At 72.2% G+C, this 14396-nt stretch carries 12 protein-coding genes and 1 tRNA gene; 10 read left to right on the top strand and 3 right to left on the bottom strand.

Annotation, left to right across the window (positions count from 1 at the left end; all coding sequences use genetic code 11):
* Positions 1-822 precede the first annotated feature (822 nt).
* Both QZ433_RS13290 and QZ433_RS13285 read left to right on the top strand, forming a co-directional pair.
* Complete coding sequence (locus QZ433_RS13290) at positions 823-2697, top strand: DEAD/DEAH box helicase (protein ID WP_295784357.1); 1875 nt, start codon at positions 823-825, stop codon at positions 2695-2697.
* Between the two features lie 358 nt (positions 2698-3055).
* The gene (locus QZ433_RS13285) at positions 3056-4135 is read left to right on the top strand and encodes a VIT1/CCC1 family protein (protein WP_295784353.1); all 1080 of its coding nucleotides are present in this window, start codon (positions 3056-3058) and stop codon (positions 4133-4135) included.
* A gap of 248 nt (positions 4136-4383) precedes the next feature.
* Here the strand turns inward: QZ433_RS13285 and QZ433_RS13280 are convergent, their stop codons facing one another.
* Both QZ433_RS13280 and QZ433_RS13275 read right to left on the bottom strand, forming a co-directional pair.
* A complete protein-coding gene (locus QZ433_RS13280) occupies positions 4384-5430 on the bottom strand; it encodes a 2-oxoglutarate and iron-dependent oxygenase domain-containing protein (protein WP_295784351.1) in 1047 nt (348 codons plus the stop codon).
* A 198-nt stretch (positions 5431-5628) separates the two neighbouring features.
* Positions 5629-5714, bottom strand: a tRNA-Leu gene (locus tag QZ433_RS13275).
* Positions 5715-5877: 163 nt separating this feature from the next.
* On the opposite strand from QZ433_RS13275, the gene QZ433_RS13270 reads away from it, so the two are divergent.
* Positions 5878-7179 carry a M20/M25/M40 family metallo-hydrolase gene (locus QZ433_RS13270; protein ID WP_295784349.1) on the top strand — a complete coding sequence of 434 codons (1302 nt, stop codon included), beginning with the start codon at positions 5878-5880 and terminating at the stop codon, positions 7177-7179.
* An 8-nt stretch (positions 7180-7187) separates the two neighbouring features.
* The gene (locus tag QZ433_RS13265; protein ID WP_295784348.1) at positions 7188-8036 is read left to right on the top strand and encodes an undecaprenyl-diphosphate phosphatase; all 849 of its coding nucleotides are present in this window, start codon (positions 7188-7190) and stop codon (positions 8034-8036) included.
* A gap of 176 nt (positions 8037-8212) precedes the next feature.
* Here QZ433_RS13265 and QZ433_RS13260 read toward each other — a convergent pair whose 3' ends face one another.
* The gene (locus tag QZ433_RS13260) at positions 8213-9079 is read right to left on the bottom strand and encodes a PAC2 family protein (RefSeq protein WP_295784345.1); all 867 of its coding nucleotides are present in this window, start codon (positions 9077-9079) and stop codon (positions 8213-8215) included.
* Positions 9080-9195: 116 nt separating this feature from the next.
* Between QZ433_RS13260 and QZ433_RS13255 the strand changes: the two genes are divergently transcribed.
* The 6 genes from QZ433_RS13255 to tatA all read left to right on the top strand — a co-directional run bounded on the left by QZ433_RS13255 (position 9196) and on the right by tatA (position 14379).
* A complete protein-coding gene (locus QZ433_RS13255; RefSeq protein ID WP_295784343.1) occupies positions 9196-9894 on the top strand; it encodes an HAD family phosphatase in 699 nt (232 codons plus the stop codon).
* On the top strand, positions 9891-10913 hold the full coding sequence (locus tag QZ433_RS13250) for a tRNA (adenine-N1)-methyltransferase (protein WP_295784340.1): 1023 nt from the start codon (positions 9891-9893) through the stop codon (positions 10911-10913). Before QZ433_RS13255 ends, QZ433_RS13250 begins: the two co-directional genes overlap by 4 nt.
* Before the next feature lie 44 nt (positions 10914-10957).
* Positions 10958-11902, top strand: coding sequence for an FKBP-type peptidyl-prolyl cis-trans isomerase (locus QZ433_RS13245; protein WP_295784339.1), 945 nt, complete (start codon positions 10958-10960; stop codon positions 11900-11902).
* A 137-nt stretch (positions 11903-12039) separates the two neighbouring features.
* A complete protein-coding gene (locus QZ433_RS13240; RefSeq protein WP_295784338.1) occupies positions 12040-13032 on the top strand; it encodes a WYL domain-containing protein in 993 nt (330 codons plus the stop codon).
* A complete protein-coding gene (locus tag QZ433_RS13235; RefSeq protein ID WP_295784336.1) occupies positions 13029-14039 on the top strand; it encodes a YafY family protein in 1011 nt (336 codons plus the stop codon). The genes QZ433_RS13240 and QZ433_RS13235 overlap by 4 nt, the downstream gene beginning before the upstream one ends.
* An 85-nt stretch (positions 14040-14124) precedes the next feature.
* A complete protein-coding gene (gene tatA / locus QZ433_RS13230) occupies positions 14125-14379 on the top strand; it encodes a Sec-independent protein translocase subunit TatA (RefSeq protein ID WP_108319931.1) in 255 nt (84 codons plus the stop codon).
* The last annotated feature ends 17 nt before the right edge of the window (positions 14380-14396 follow it).

Raw genomic sequence — 14396 nt, 5'->3', positions numbered from 1 at the left:
GATGCCCTCGGTGAACGAGTCGCCCAGGGCGACGAATCGGCGCCAGGGGTGCGGACCGGCGTTGTCGGACGAGGACGGGGTGCGGGGCGAGCGCGGATCGAGAGTCATCGATACCTCCACTTCCAGGCTAACCCCGACCTCCGACACGGCAAGGGGCGCGGGTGCCGGGCGACGCCCGTCCGCCGTCGCGCCGCGACGGTCGCGACCCGTCCTCCCGCGCTGCGGTCACGGCGCGGGACTCTCCGCTGCGGTGCCGGCGCGGGGGCCGCGCTGCGGTGCCGGCACGCGCATAAACGCTATCCGTGCCGATAAACGCTCCGTCACCGCGTTTCTCGACACGAACAGCGTTTATGCCCGGTGGGGAGAGTGATCCATCCCCCGCCCGGGCGTGGCGGACTCCGCGTTCGCCTATCGTGGATGTTCGCGCTCGCGAGGGATGGAGGTTCGATGCTGGAAGAAGAAGCCCGCACCCCGCACCTCGCCCACACGGATGCCGCGAGCCCGGCACCGCGTATCGCCAGTCCCGGTCCTGTCGCCAGTCCTGGTCCGGTCGCCAGTCCTGGTCCGGTTGCGAGTCCTGGTCCGGTTGCCAGTCCTGGTCCGGTCGCGAGTCCCGGTCCGGTTGCCAGTCCTGGTCCGGTCGCGAGACCCGGCGCGGTGGCCAGCCCCGGCCCGGTCGCGAACCCCGGCCCCGCACCGACCCCCGCCCCGGCCGGCGACACCCCGGCCGCCGCAACGCCGGCCGCCTCCCGAGACGTCGCGGCCCCGGCATCCGCCCCGATCGTTCCCGCGCACGCCACCGCCCCCGTCGCCGACGCGCCCGTGCCGGGGTCGACCCCCGATCCGGCGTTCGACGGTGCTCTCGACGGCGCCGAGCCCCACTTCGGCTCCTTCGCCGCCGAGCACCTCTCCCCGTCGTTCCCGCAGCGCGCGCCGTGGGGAACCGCGCAGCGCCTGCGCGCGTGGCAGGCCGAGGCGCTGGACCAGTACTTCGGCGCCGACGGTCCCGACGGCGTCGGCAAGGGCCCCCGTGACTTCCTCGCGGCCGCCACGCCCGGCGCCGGTAAGACGACCTTCGCGCTGCGCCTCGCGTCCGAACTCATGCGTCGTCGCGTCGTGGACCGCATCGTCGTGGTCGCCCCCACCGAGCACCTCAAGACCCAGTGGGCCGAGGCGGCCGCGCGCGTCGGCATCCGACTCGATCCGTACTTCTCCAACCGGCACGCCACCCCCTCCCGGCAGTACCACGGCGTCGCCGTCACCTACGCGCAGGTCGCGGTCAAGGCCGAGGTCCACCAGAGACTGACGATGGATGCCAGGACCCTGGTCATCCTCGACGAGGTGCACCACGGCGGCGACGCGCTCAGTTGGGGCGACGCCCTGCGCGAGGCGTACAACCGCGCCACCCGGCGCCTGCTGCTGTCGGGGACGCCGTTCCGCAGCGACACCGCGCCCATCCCGTTCGTGGAGTACCACCCCAACTCCAAGGGCATCCGCCTCTCGCGCACCGACTACGCCTACGGCTACAAGCGCGCCCTCGAGGACGGCGTCGTCCGGCCGGTCTTCTTCCTCGTCTACGCCGGGCAGATGCGCTGGCGCACGAAGGCCGGGGAGGAGATGGAGGCCCAGCTCGGCCAGGACAACACCAAGGACATCACCTCGCAGGCCTGGCGCACGGCGCTCGATCCGAACGGCGACTGGATCCCCGCGGTCCTCCGCTCCGCTGATCGCCGCCTCACCGAGGTGCGCGAGACGGTCCCGGATGCCGGGGGCCTGGTCATCGCGACCGACCAGACCGCCGCGCGCGCCTACGCCGCCATCCTCGAGGACATCAGCGGAGAGAAGGTCACCGTGGTCCTCTCCGACGAGGCGGAGGCCTCGGGCCGCATCGAGACGTTCTCGAAGGGCACGACCCGCTGGATGGTGGCCGTGCGGATGGTGTCGGAGGGCGTCGACGTTCCGCGTCTCGCCGTGGGCGTCTACGCCACGAGCGCCTCCACCCCGCTGTTTTTCGCGCAGGCCATCGGCCGCTTCGTCCGAGCACGGCGCCGAGGTGAGACCGCGAGCGTGTTCCTTCCCAACGTGCCGCAGCTGCTCGCCCTCGCCGGCGAGATGGAGGCGCAACGCGAGCACGCGCTCGACCGCGACAGCGACGCGGACGACCAGTGGAACGCCGAAGAAGACATGATGGATGCCGCCGAGCGCGAGGACAAGGCCTCCGACGCGCTCGAGCAGGAGTTCGAGTATCAGGCGCTGGGCTCGCTCGCGCACTTCGACCGCGTGATGTTCGACGGGCAGGAGTTCGGCCAGCTCGCCGTTCCGGGGACCATCGAGGAGGAGGAGTTCCTCGGCATCCCGGGTCTTCTCGAGCCCGAGCAGGTGCACGAGGTGCTCATGTCGCGGGCGACGCGGCAATCGCGCCACCGCTCGACGCGAGAAGCGCACGAGAAGGAGAACGGCGTCGAGCCGCCGTCGGTCGACGAGGGCGGGCTGCCCGGCCCCCTGCACCGCACGCTCAAGGAGCAGCGCCAACTGCTCAACACGATGGTGGGACTGTACGCCCGCCAGACCGGCGAACCGCACGGACTCGTCCACGCCGAACTGCGCCGGCTGTGCGGCGGCCCGGCCGTGTCGCACGCCACCGTGACGCAGCTGCAGGCGCGCATCGACCTGCTGCGCAAGCGCGTCCGCTCCTGACCCGCCCGCGTCGCCGCCGGTACCCTCCCCCCGGTGCGCGCCCCTCCGTCGCGACTCGCGCGCCGACGCGCCCCACCGGCTCTACGCCGCCTCGTGATCGCGAGACTGCACGCCGCTGACAACTCGGCGACATCCTGCAACCGTCTCGTCAGCTGAATGCAGTCTCGACGGCGCCCGACCCCCCCGGCCCCGGCCGACCCTGCCGCGACCCGCTTTCGCAGGCCCGAAACGCTGGCACCGGGTCGGCGGCATCCGCGTCATTCCGGGGTTCGGAGGGCCGAAATGCTGTCAGTATCGATCGACGCGCCCGGGGGAGGGGACCGTCCTCATTACGGTGGGGACGACCCGAAGGAGACCCGTGACGAATCTCGCCACACCCACCGCCCGCGACCGTCGTCGCTGGGCACGCTATCTCGTCGATGAACGCGCCGAGGCGCGCGTGTACCGCGAGCTCGCCTCGCGCCGCACCGGTGAGGACCGCGACATCCTGCTCGCCCTGGCCGAGGCCGAGGGGCGTCACGAGCAGCACTGGATCGACCTGCTCGGCGAGACGCCGAAGCGACTGCCCTCGCCCGGCATCGGCACGCGCCTGCTGGCGTGGATGGCCCGCCGCTTCGGTTCGATCTTCGTGCTCGCCCTCGCGCAGAACGCCGAAGCGCGTTCACCCTACGCCGACGAGCCCTACGCCACCGCGGCGATGGCCGCCGACGAGCGCGTGCACCACGAGGTCGTCCGCGGTCTCGCCGCCCGCGGTCGTCGACGTCTCTCCGGAACCTTCCGCGCCGCCGTCTTCGGCGCCAACGACGGCCTCGTGTCCAACCTCGCGCTCGTGATGGGCGTCGGGGCGACGGGCGTGGCACCGAGCTTCGTGCTGTTCAGCGGCATCGCGGGCCTCCTCGCGGGCGCCCTGTCGATGGGAGCGGGGGAGTTCGTCTCGGTGCGCTCCCAGCGCGAGCTGCTGGAGGCGACCGAAGAGAGCGACTTCGCCGACTCCGCCCTGCCCCACCTGGACCTGGATGCCAACGAGCTCGCGCTCGTCTACCGCACCCGCGGGATGGACGCGGACGAGGCGCTGGACAAGGCCCGCGAGGTCGTCACCGCCGCGCAGGCCGGCACCGCCCCGGCCGCCGCGGCCCCGGGGGAGTCCTCGCACGAGGTGGTCGGCAGCGCGTGGGGCGCCGCGATCTCGAGCTTCCTCTTCTTCGCGTCGGGCGCGATCATCCCGGTGCTGCCCTGGATCTTCGGTCTGTCGGGCTTCGGCGCCGTCGCCCTCGCCCTCGCCCTCGTGGGCGTCGCCCTCATGGCGACCGGGGCGATGGTCGGGCTGCTCTCGGGCACCTCGCCCCTCAAGCGCGGCCTGCGTCAGCTCGCGATCGGTTTCGGCGCCGCGGCGGTGACGTACGTGCTCGGCCTGCTGTTCGGCGTGTCCGCCGCGTGACGCCCGCGCCCTGACCCCCGACGTCCGCACGGAGCCGCCCCCACGCGGGGCGGCTCCGTCGCGTCACGGCGGGGGCGCCCCCGCGGGCGACGTACGCGAGGGCGCCCCCGCGGGCGACGCGCGCGCCGGCGGCCGCGATCCGCGGAGCGCTCGCCCGCGTCGGAACGTGTCACCCCGCGGGTCTGGCGCGACTCGCCGCGACTACTCGCGCGCAGTGCCCGCCCGCGTCGGGACGGGTGGCCCGCGGGTCAGGCGCGACCGGCCGCGACCACCCGCGCTGCCTCGCGCACCGCGCCGTCGTTGCGCCGCCCGGCGCGCGAACCCGCGAGCTTGGCCGTGATGTGCTCACGGACGGTGACCGGCTCGTACAGCGCGGGGAACTCGGACGTGACGAATCCCGGCAGCGGAGCGATCACGGCATCCGCGTTGCCGTCGTGGAAGAACGCCGCCGATCGTCGCCGTTCGATCGTGCCGTCGATCACGGGCGGCTTCACGCGGTGCAGGGTCGAGAGCCACTTGTCGTTCGTCAGCCGCGCGGCCACGTCGCCGAGGTTCACCAGCAGCGCGCCCTCGGCGGGAGATACGTCGTTCCACGATCCGTCGGCCCCGAGCACCTGCAGGCCGGCCACCCGGTCGGCCCACAGCACGGTCACCAGGCCGAAGTCGGTGTGCTCGCCCATGCCGGTCAGCTCCGCGCCGAGCTCGATCGACCCGGGCGGCAGGGCGTAGTTGTTCATTCGCAGCACATCGATCGAGTGATCCGTGAGGTCGTCGAAGAAGTCGTCCGCCACGCGCAGCGCGGCCGCGAAGATCCGCGTGAGCGTTCGCGCCACGCGTCGCGCCTCGTCGAAGTACGCCCGCACGGCCGGGCCGAAGCCGTCGACCCCGGTCGGCCAGGTGTTCTCGGCGTAGTCCTCGGCCGTCGCGGAGGTGCCGGGGTACTCGCGCCACGACGTGCCGACGTTGAACGCCTCGAAGAAATCGTTCATGCGCGTCACGGGATCCACGCCCAGGCTGTAGCTGAGCGATTCGCTCTTCGGCGGGCTGTAGCCGCGGTTCTCGCCGGCGGGCCGCACGAAGCGCTTCTTCTCGGCCAGCGGCAGCGCGAAGAAGGCGTCGAGGCCCTCTTCGAGGTCGCCGATGATGGCATCCGGGATGCCATGCCCCACCACCTGCAGAAAGCCGACCGTTCGGCACGCGTGGTCGACGGCGGCCACGACGGCCGCGCGGGCGTCGGGCGAGCCCGGGCCGACCCAGGCGGAGATGTCGATCGTGGGGACGTGGAAGCGAGGCATCGGGGCGATCCGTTCTGACGGGGACGCTCCGACGCTAGGCCGACCGTGTCACGCCGGTGTTTCGGCGGAGTCACGGCCCGCGAGACGGAGCGGCGCCGCCGCGGCGGCCGGTCCCGGTCAGCCGATGCGGCCGGTGCCGGGCCGGGCGGGGAACGAGAAAGACCCCCGGGTCGGAACCCGGGGGTCTTTCTCATTCTGTGCGCGAGGGGGGACTTGAACCCCCACGCCCGTTAAAGGGCACTAGCACCTCAAGCTAGCGCGTCTACCTATTCCGCCACCCGCGCATCTGGGTGATTTGCTGCTTTCGCAACGAGGAACGACATTACCACGCCCGCGGCGCCCGCTCGAACCGGCGGAGCACCCCGGGCGCGTCCCGCCGCCGACGTCACGGCGACGCGGGGTGACACGCGACGGGGGAGCACCGCGCGTGAAGGTACCGTAGTGCGCATGCCCGAGCGCGAAACCGACGTCCCCGAGGTCGCCCGCATCGCGTCCGACCTCATCCGGTTCGACACCTCGAACTACGGCGGTGGCCGCGCCAACGGCGAGCGCGAGGCCGCCGAGTACGTCGGCGCGTACCTCGAACAGCTCGGTCTCGACACCGACTACTACGAGCCGGTCGAACGCCGCACGAACGTGTGCGCCCGTGTGCCCGGGCGCGACCGCGACAAGCCCGCACTGATCCTGCACGGACACCTCGACGTGGTGCCCGCCGTCGCCGAGGACTGGAGCGTCGATCCCTTCGCGGGCGAGATTCGCGACGGCATCCTGTGGGGCCGCGGAGCCGTCGACATGAAGGACATGGATGCCATGATCCTCACCGCCGTGGCCGACGTGCTGCGCGCGGGGGAGCAGCCCGAGCGCGACGTGATCGTGACGTTCTTCGCCGACGAGGAGAACGGCGGCGTCGAGGGCTCGGCGCGCGTCGTCGCGGACCGGCCGGAGTGGTTCGCCGGTGCCACCGAGGCGATCAGCGAGGTGGGCGGGTACTCCATCGCGGTCGGCGACCGCCGCGCGTACCTGCTGCAGGTCGGCGAGAAGGCCCTCCTCTGGATCAAGCTCGTCGCCCGCGGGCGCGCGGGTCACGGCAGCGGCCTGCACCCCGACAACGCCGTGACGCGCCTCGCGCGGGCCGTCGACGCCCTCGGGCGCACCGAGTGGCCCATCCGTCTCACCGACACCACCTCGAAGCTGCTGGCGGGCCTGGCCGGGATCACGGGCGACGACGCGGGCGATCCCGACGCGCTCGCCCTGCGCACCGGCGCGGCATCCAGCTTCATCCGGTCCACCCTGCGCACGACGACCAACCCCACGGGGCTGACCGCCGGGTACAAGCACAACGTCATCCCCGATCGGGCCGAGGCGCTCATCGACGTCCGCGTGCTGCCGGGGACCGAGCAAACCGCCCTGGCCGATATCCGCCGCATCGTGGGCGAGGACGTCGAGATCCAGATCGTGCACCAGGACATCGGTCTCGAGGTGCCGTTCTCGGGCGACCTGGTCGACGCGATGGTCGCGCAGCTCGGCCGGCACGACCCGGGCGTCCCGGTCGTGCCGTACCTGATGGGGGGCGGCACCGACAACAAGGCCCTCTCGACCCTCGGAATCTCCGGCTACGGATTCGCGCCGCTGCGTCTTCCCGCCGATCTCGACTTCACCGGGATGTTCCACGGTGTCGACGAGCGCGTCCCCGTCGACGCGCTCGAGTTCGGTCGACGTGTTCTCGCCGACCTCCTCCGGACGTACTGAAGGACCGCATGCACATCTTCGAGGTCATCATCCTCGGGCTCGTTCAGGGCCTCACCGAATTCCTCCCGATCTCCTCCAGCGCCCACCTGCGCATCGTGGGCGAGTTCCTGCCGTCGCAGACCGATCCCGGGGCGACCTTCACCGCCATCACCCAGATCGGCACCGAGCTGGCGGTGCTGATCTACTTCCGCAAGAAGATCGCCCGCGTCATCTCGCGGTGGTTCCTGTCGCTCAGTGGCAAGGTGCCGCGCAACGACCCCGACGCCCGCATGGGCTGGCTCGTCATCATCGGCACGATCCCCATCGCTCTGCTCGGCGTCCTGCTGCAGAGCCTCATCCGCGACAACTTCCGGAGCCTGTGGATCACCGCCGTGGTGCTGATCGTCTTCGGCATCCTGTTGGGGCTGGCCGACCGGTACGGCGCCCGTCGGCGCGACCTGGACGACCTGACGTACCCGCACGGCATCGCGTACGGTTTCGCCCAGGCGCTCGCCCTGGTCCCGGGCGTCTCCCGCTCGGGTGCGACCACCACGCTCGGCCGGGCGCTCGGGTACAAGCGCACGGCCGCGGCGGAGTACTCGTTCCTGCTCGCGGTACCCGCGGTCTTCGCGAGCGGTCTGTTTGAGCTGTACAAGAGCTTCGACGAGGGCACCGGCCCCTACAGCCTGGGCGAGACCGCGATCGCGACGGTCATCGCGTTCGTCGTCGGCTACCTGGTGATCGCGTTCCTCATGCAGTACCTCAAGCGCGGCAGCTTCCTGCCGTTCGTGGTCTACCGCGTGGTGCTCGGCCTGGTCATCATCGTGCTGCTGCTGACGGGCGTCGTCCCGGCGGAGTCGACGATCATCGCCGGCTGATCGGTGGATGCCGCGACGGCGCCGTCCCTGCGGGGGCGGCGCCGTCGTGTGTTCCGGCTCGCCGAGGTCCCTGAGCTCGTCGGAGGGACCGGCGGGCGTCGACGGGGTCAACTGCTTGGCGGTTGCGAGCTCGTGGGGGTCCTGAGCCTGTCGAAGGGACCGGGACCCCGACGAATTCAGCGTCGGGGCGGGTCGTCGCGCCCGGGCTTGGCGGGGCCGTCGCCGCCGCGGCGCAGGTAACGCTCGAACTCCTGGGCGATGGCGTCCCCGGAGGCCTCGGGCGAGTCCCACGTGTCGCGGGTCTGCTCGAGCTGACGGATGTAGTCGCTCATCTCCTCGTCGTCGGCGGCGGCCGCGTCGATCGAGGCCTCCCACTGCCGGGCCTCGGCATCCAACTCACCGCGCGGCACCGCGATGCCGGTGATGGTCTCGAGCTTGTCGAGCAGCGCGAGGGTGGCCTTGGGCGAGGGGGTGTGCCCGGCGACGTAGTGCGGGACGCTGGCCCACAGGCTCGCGGTGGGGATGCCCACCTGTTCGGCCGCGTAGCCGATGGCGCTCAGGATGCCGACGGGCCCCTCGTACAGACTGCGCTCGAGGCCCAGGGACTGACGCACGGCGTCGTTGTCGCTGCCGGCGAAGACCGAGATGGGGCGCGTGTGGGGGACGTCGGACATCATCGAGCCGAGCGCGACGAACCCCGAGACGTCTTCGCGCAGCGCGACGTCGATGAACTCCGCCGCGAACGCCTGCCAGGCCCGCGCGGGTTCGACGCCGACGAGCAGCCAGATCTCCGCCCCGTCGTTGCGGACGACGGGACGCAGCAGCCGCGCCTCGGGCCAGGTCAGGGTGCGGCGGCCCTCGGCATCCACTCCCACCTGCGGGCGCGTGTACTGGTAGTCGAAGTACAGCTCCGGATCGACGGTGTGGACGACCTCGTACTCGACGTCGGCGCGCAGCATGGCCGCTGCCGCCGACGCGGCTTCTCCGGCGTCGTTCCAGCCGTCGAAAGCGGCGACGATGATCCGGCGACCCAGTGCGTCCACACAACCTCCTCTGCCCCGTCGGGGCTGACTTCCAGGATAGGCGCACGCGGGAACGCGCGGTCGGAGCGCACGGGGCCCGGGCGGGGCGGAGCGACGCCCCCGAATAGGATGGACCGATGACTTCCCCCGCCCCCGCCGCCGTCCTGTGGGACATGGACGGCACCCTCGTCGACACCGAGCCCTACTGGATGGCGGCCGAGGTTCCGCTCGTGGAGCGCTTCGGGGGCAGCTGGTCCCACGAGCAGGCGCTCGGCATGGTGGGCCTCGCGCTCGAGGACTCCGCCCGGCTGCTCCAGAACGCGGGCGTGCCGTGGGGTGTCGACGAGATCATCGCGCACCTGACCGACGAGGTGCTTCGCCAGCTCGCCGTGACGGGCGTGCCCTTCCGCCCCGGAGCACGCGAGCTCCTGGCCGACCTGCGCGCCCACGGTGTCAAGACGGCGCTGGTGACGATGTCGATGCGACGCATGGCGCTGTCGGTCGCCGATCTGATCGACTTCCCCGCGTTCGATCTGGTGGTCGCGGGCGACGACGTCGACAAGCCCAAGCCGCACCCCGATCCCTACCTGCAGGCCGCGCGCGAGCTGGGTGTCGACATCCGCGACACCGTCGCGATCGAGGACAGCCCGAACGGATTGCGCTCGGCGATCGCCAGCGGCGCGGTGTCGCTCGGCGTCCCGCTCATGGTGCCGCTCGAGGGGGTGGGTGCCCACTCCCTGTGGTCGAGCCTCGAGGGACGCACCACCGCAGATCTGCGTGCACTGCACGCCGCGCACGCCTCCGCCCGCACCGACGAGACACAGGTCACCCGATGAGCGAGACCCCCCACCTGAGCGGCCCCTTCCGCATCGGAGATCGCGTCCAGCTGACCGGCCCGAAGGGCCGCATGCACACGATCACCCTGCGCGAGGGGGGCGAACTGCACACCCACAACGGCGTGCTCAAGCACGCGCTCCTCGTGGACCAGCCCGACGGCAGCGTCGTCACCAACAGCTCCGGCCACGACTACCTGGCCGTGCGCCCCCTGCTGCGCGACTTCGTCATGTCGATGCCGCGCGGAGCCGCGATCGTCTACCCCAAAGACGCCGCGCAGATCCTCGCGCAGGCCGATGTCTTCCCGGGGGCCACGGTCGTCGAGGCGGGTGTCGGCTCGGGGGCCCTGTCGCTCTGGCTGCTGCGCGCGATCGGCCCCGCCGGCCGCCTGCTGTCGTTCGAGCGCCGCGAGGAGTTCGCCGACGTGGCCCGCGCGAACGTCGAGACCTTCCACGGCGAGCTTCCCGCGACGTGGCAGGTCGTCGTGGGCGATCTCGTCGAGAGCCTGCCGGATGCCGTGGCTCCGGCATCCGTCGACCGTGTCGTCCTGGACATGCTGGCGCCGTGGGAGTGCATCGACGCCGTCGCCGACGCCCTCACGCCCGGCGGCGTGGTGCTCTGCTACATCGCCACCGCCACGCAGCTGAGCCGCGTCGCCGAGTACATCCGCGCGACGGGGCTGTTCACCGAACCGGATGCCAGCGAGACGATGGTGCGCGGGTGGCACGTCGAGGGTCTCGCGGTGCGCCCCGACCACCGCATGGTCGCGCACACGGGCTTCCTCATCACGGCGCGGCGCCTGGCGCCCGGGGCGATCCCGCCCGAGGTCAAGCGTCGCGCGTCGAAGTCGAGCTACGGCGACGAGGACGTGGAGCTGTGGACCCCCGGCGCGGTGGGCGATCGCGAGATCACCGACAAGAACCTGCGCAAGCGCGTGCGCGAGGCGCAGAAATCGGCCGAGGGCGTGCGGCAGTCCGTCGCCGGGGCCGCGGCCCGCACCGAGGACGATCCGGCCTCGTAGGCCGCGCGGCGGGAGAGCACAGCGAGTGCACCTAAACTGTTCCGGTGCGCAGACTCCCCGCTCTCGTTGCCGTGACCGCTCTGGCCGGAATGGGCCTCGTCGGGTGCTCGGCATCCGCCGCCTCGTCGTGCCCGACCCCGACCGACAGCTCGATCGCCTCCGTGGTCGACGCGACGGGTGATTTCGGCTCCGCGCCCACGGTGTCGGTGCGGTCGCCGTTCGTTCCGCAGCAGGCGGGCACGCAGACCCTCATCGAGGGCGACGGGCAGCGCATCACGAGCGACAAGCAGCTCGCTCTGGTCGATGTCACGGTGCTCGATGCCGCGACCGGTGCGCAGCTCGTGGCGACGCAGTACACCGACGACAAGACGGCGACCCCGCTCCCGCGTCTCACCCAGGCCATCCCGTCGATCGCGCCCCTGCTGAACTGCGTCGCCGAGGGCTCGCGCGTCGCGGTCGCGATCCCCGGTTCCGACCTCGGCGCCCAGGGCGCGCAGGCGCTGGGCGTGAACGAGGGCGACGGAGCGGTGTTCGTCTTCGACGTGCGCAAGGTCTTCCTGCCCGCGGCCGACGGCGCCGACCAGTACAACGCCGACTCGGGCATGCCCTCGGTCGTGCGCGCCCCCGACGGCCAGCCCGGCATCGTCATCCCCGCCGGCGATGCGCCCACCGCGGCGCGCTCGCAGACGATCAAGAAGGGCGACGGCGACGTCGTCACCGCCGACTCGTCGGTCGTCATCCACGTCCAGGGCGTCGCGTGGGGCGCCAAGACCACGTTCGCCTCGACGTGGAAGAACGGCTCGCCGGGGCAGGCGACCGTCTCGGCCCTGCCCCCGGCGCTCGCCTCGGCCATCGAGGGCCAGACGGTCGGCTCCCAGGTGCTCGTCGTGGTCCCCGCGGACCAGACCCAGGCCGACCAGCAGGCGCTGCAGGCCCCGGCCGACACCGCGCTGGTCTACGTCGTCGACATCCTCGGCGTCGTCGGCTGAACCCCGGCGTCATGGCGCGGCCGGTCTCGCCCCCGGGTTACAGCCCGAGGTCGCGACCCGGTCGGGCCGCGCTCGTCGCGACCGGCGGGGGCGTGCTCGTCCGCGGGGTGGCCTCCACCCCGGCCTAGGATGGGCGGGTGCCCGCCACCGCGTCCCGAAGCGCTCCCGAAGAGCGTCTGGTGAACCTCGTCGTCGCGCTCATGGCGACCGAGCAGGGCCTGACCAAGGACACGATCCTGTCGTCGGTCACGGGCTACCGCGAGCAGCTCGAGGCGGGCGCATCGAAGGATGCGCTCGAGAAGATGTTCGAGCGCGACAAAGAGAACCTGCGTGGTCTGGGCGTCCCGATCGAGACGATCGGCAACCGCGCCGACCCCGATGATCTGCGCGAGGCGCGCTATCGCGTCCCCACGGCCGAATACGCGCTGCCGGAGGACATCTCGTTCAGCCCCGCCGAGATCGCACTGCTCAACGTCGCCGGCGGCGTCTGGGGCAGCGAATCGCTCTCGGCCGACGCCCGCAGCGGTCTGCGCAAGATCCGGGCCCTCGGCATCCCGGTCGACGAGCCGATTATCGGCTACGCCCCGCGCATCCGCGTCCGCGACGCGTCGTTCGCCGCGCTGCAGCGCGCGATCGAGGAGTGCCGCGTGGTCACCTTCGTGTATCTGCGCCCGGGTGAGGCGCAGCCGCGCGAGCGGCGCGTGCGCCCCCTCGCGCTGGTCGAGTACGAAGCACGCTGGCACGTGTTCGGTTTCGACCTGAACATGGATGCCGAGCGCACCTTCCTGCTGTCGCGGATCGTCGGTGACGTCACCCTTCGCCGCGAGAAGTTCACCCCCGCGCTGCGCGAGGGGGCCGGCGACCGGGCACTCGCGGGCCTGCGGGCCGTCGCCGATCGGCAACGGGCCCTGCTCGAGGTGCATCCCGGAACCGAGGCGGCGCTGCGGCTCGCGCGCCGCGCGCAGCAGGCACCGCAGGGCATGCTCGTGCCGTACGTCGATCTGCACGTCTTTGCCGACGAGCTCGCCTCCTACGGTCCCGAGGTGCGGGTCGTCGCGCCCGACGACCTGCGCGACGAGGTCGTGCGGCGCCTGCGGGCCACCGTCGCCGTGCACGGGGGTGTCGCGTGAGCGCCGAGACCCCCGGCATCCCTCCTCGGACGGCGGGGCCGGAACGACCGGTCGCCGCCCTGGACCGGGCGGCACTGCTGCTGCAACTCGTGCCGTATCTGCTCGGCAAGGGCGAGGTGGCGGTGACCGAGGCGGCCGCCGACTTCGACGTGGCGCCTGCCGAGATGCGCGCGATGGTCGAGCGGCTCACGGTGATCGGACTGCCGGGGGAGCGCGGCTACTGGCAGCTGCCGCACGATCTGTTCGACATCGACTGGGACCTGCTCGACCGCGACGACGTCATCGTCATCACCAACACGGTCGGACTCGAGCGCTCCCCGCGCCTGACCGCGCGCGAGGCGGCGGCCCTGCTCGCCGGCCTGCAGCTCGCGCGGAGCCTGCCGCGCTTCGGCGACAGCCCGCTCGTGACCGGTCTGCTCGAGAAGCTCGCGCGCGGTGCGGCCGCCGCGCCGCCCGCCGTCATCGTCGCCCCCGGCCCGGTCGACGGGGTGCGCGACGTGGTGGACCGCGCCCTGCGCGAGCGCGTCGCGATCACGTTCACCTACCGCGCCCCCGGGGCCGCGCCCGCGACCCGCACCGTCGATCCGATCAAGGTGCACATCGCGGACGACCAGTGGTACCTGCAGGGGTGGGACCACCTGCGTCAGGCGGTGCGCACGTTCCACCTCGATCGGGTGAGCGACCCGGCGCTGACCGGCATCGCCGCCGTGCACGGAACCGATCCGGTGCCGGAGCTGTTCGCCCCCAACGACGACGAGGTCGTCGCGCGCTTCCGCTTCCCCCTGACCGTCGCGCCGCTGCTGTCGGACTACCTCGAGCGCGCCGAGGTCGAGACCGAGGGGGACGGCACCGCTGTGGCAGCCCTGCGCCTCGCCGACGAGCAGAGCCTTAAACGCCTGGCCGCCCGGCGCGGCGGCGAGGTCGAGCTGCTCGAGCCGGTCGGGGCGCGACGCGCCGCCGCCGCATGGGCCGCCGCCGGGCTGGCCCAATACACCGACGTCGGCTGAGGATTCGCCCATCGCGCCGCTCGGCGGACCGGGTGAGAGGCGCGCGGGTTAGACTGGAGACTCCCGACAACGACGAGGAGTCCTCATGCTCGGCAACCTCACCGGATGGCACCTTCTGGTCGTCCTCGCGGTCATCCTGCTGCTGTTCGGTGCCGCCAAGCTCCCCGCGCTCGCGAAGAGCATGGGGCAGTCCGCTCGCGTGTTCAAGAGCGAGATGAAGGAGATGAAGCGCGACGACGAGGTCGCCGCGCAGTCCTCCGAATCACCGCGCCCCACCGAGCCCGGCACCGCGTCGACCGCCGCGCCCGAACCGCGCAGGTCGACCGACCCCACCGTCTAACCCGTGGCGACGGCAGG

This window comes from uncultured Microbacterium sp. (assembly GCF_913776565.1).
Classification (GTDB): domain Bacteria; phylum Actinomycetota; class Actinomycetes; order Actinomycetales; family Microbacteriaceae; genus Microbacterium.
Note: the sequence above shows the minus strand (reverse complement) of the source record. Positions and strands in the feature narration are given on the sequence as shown.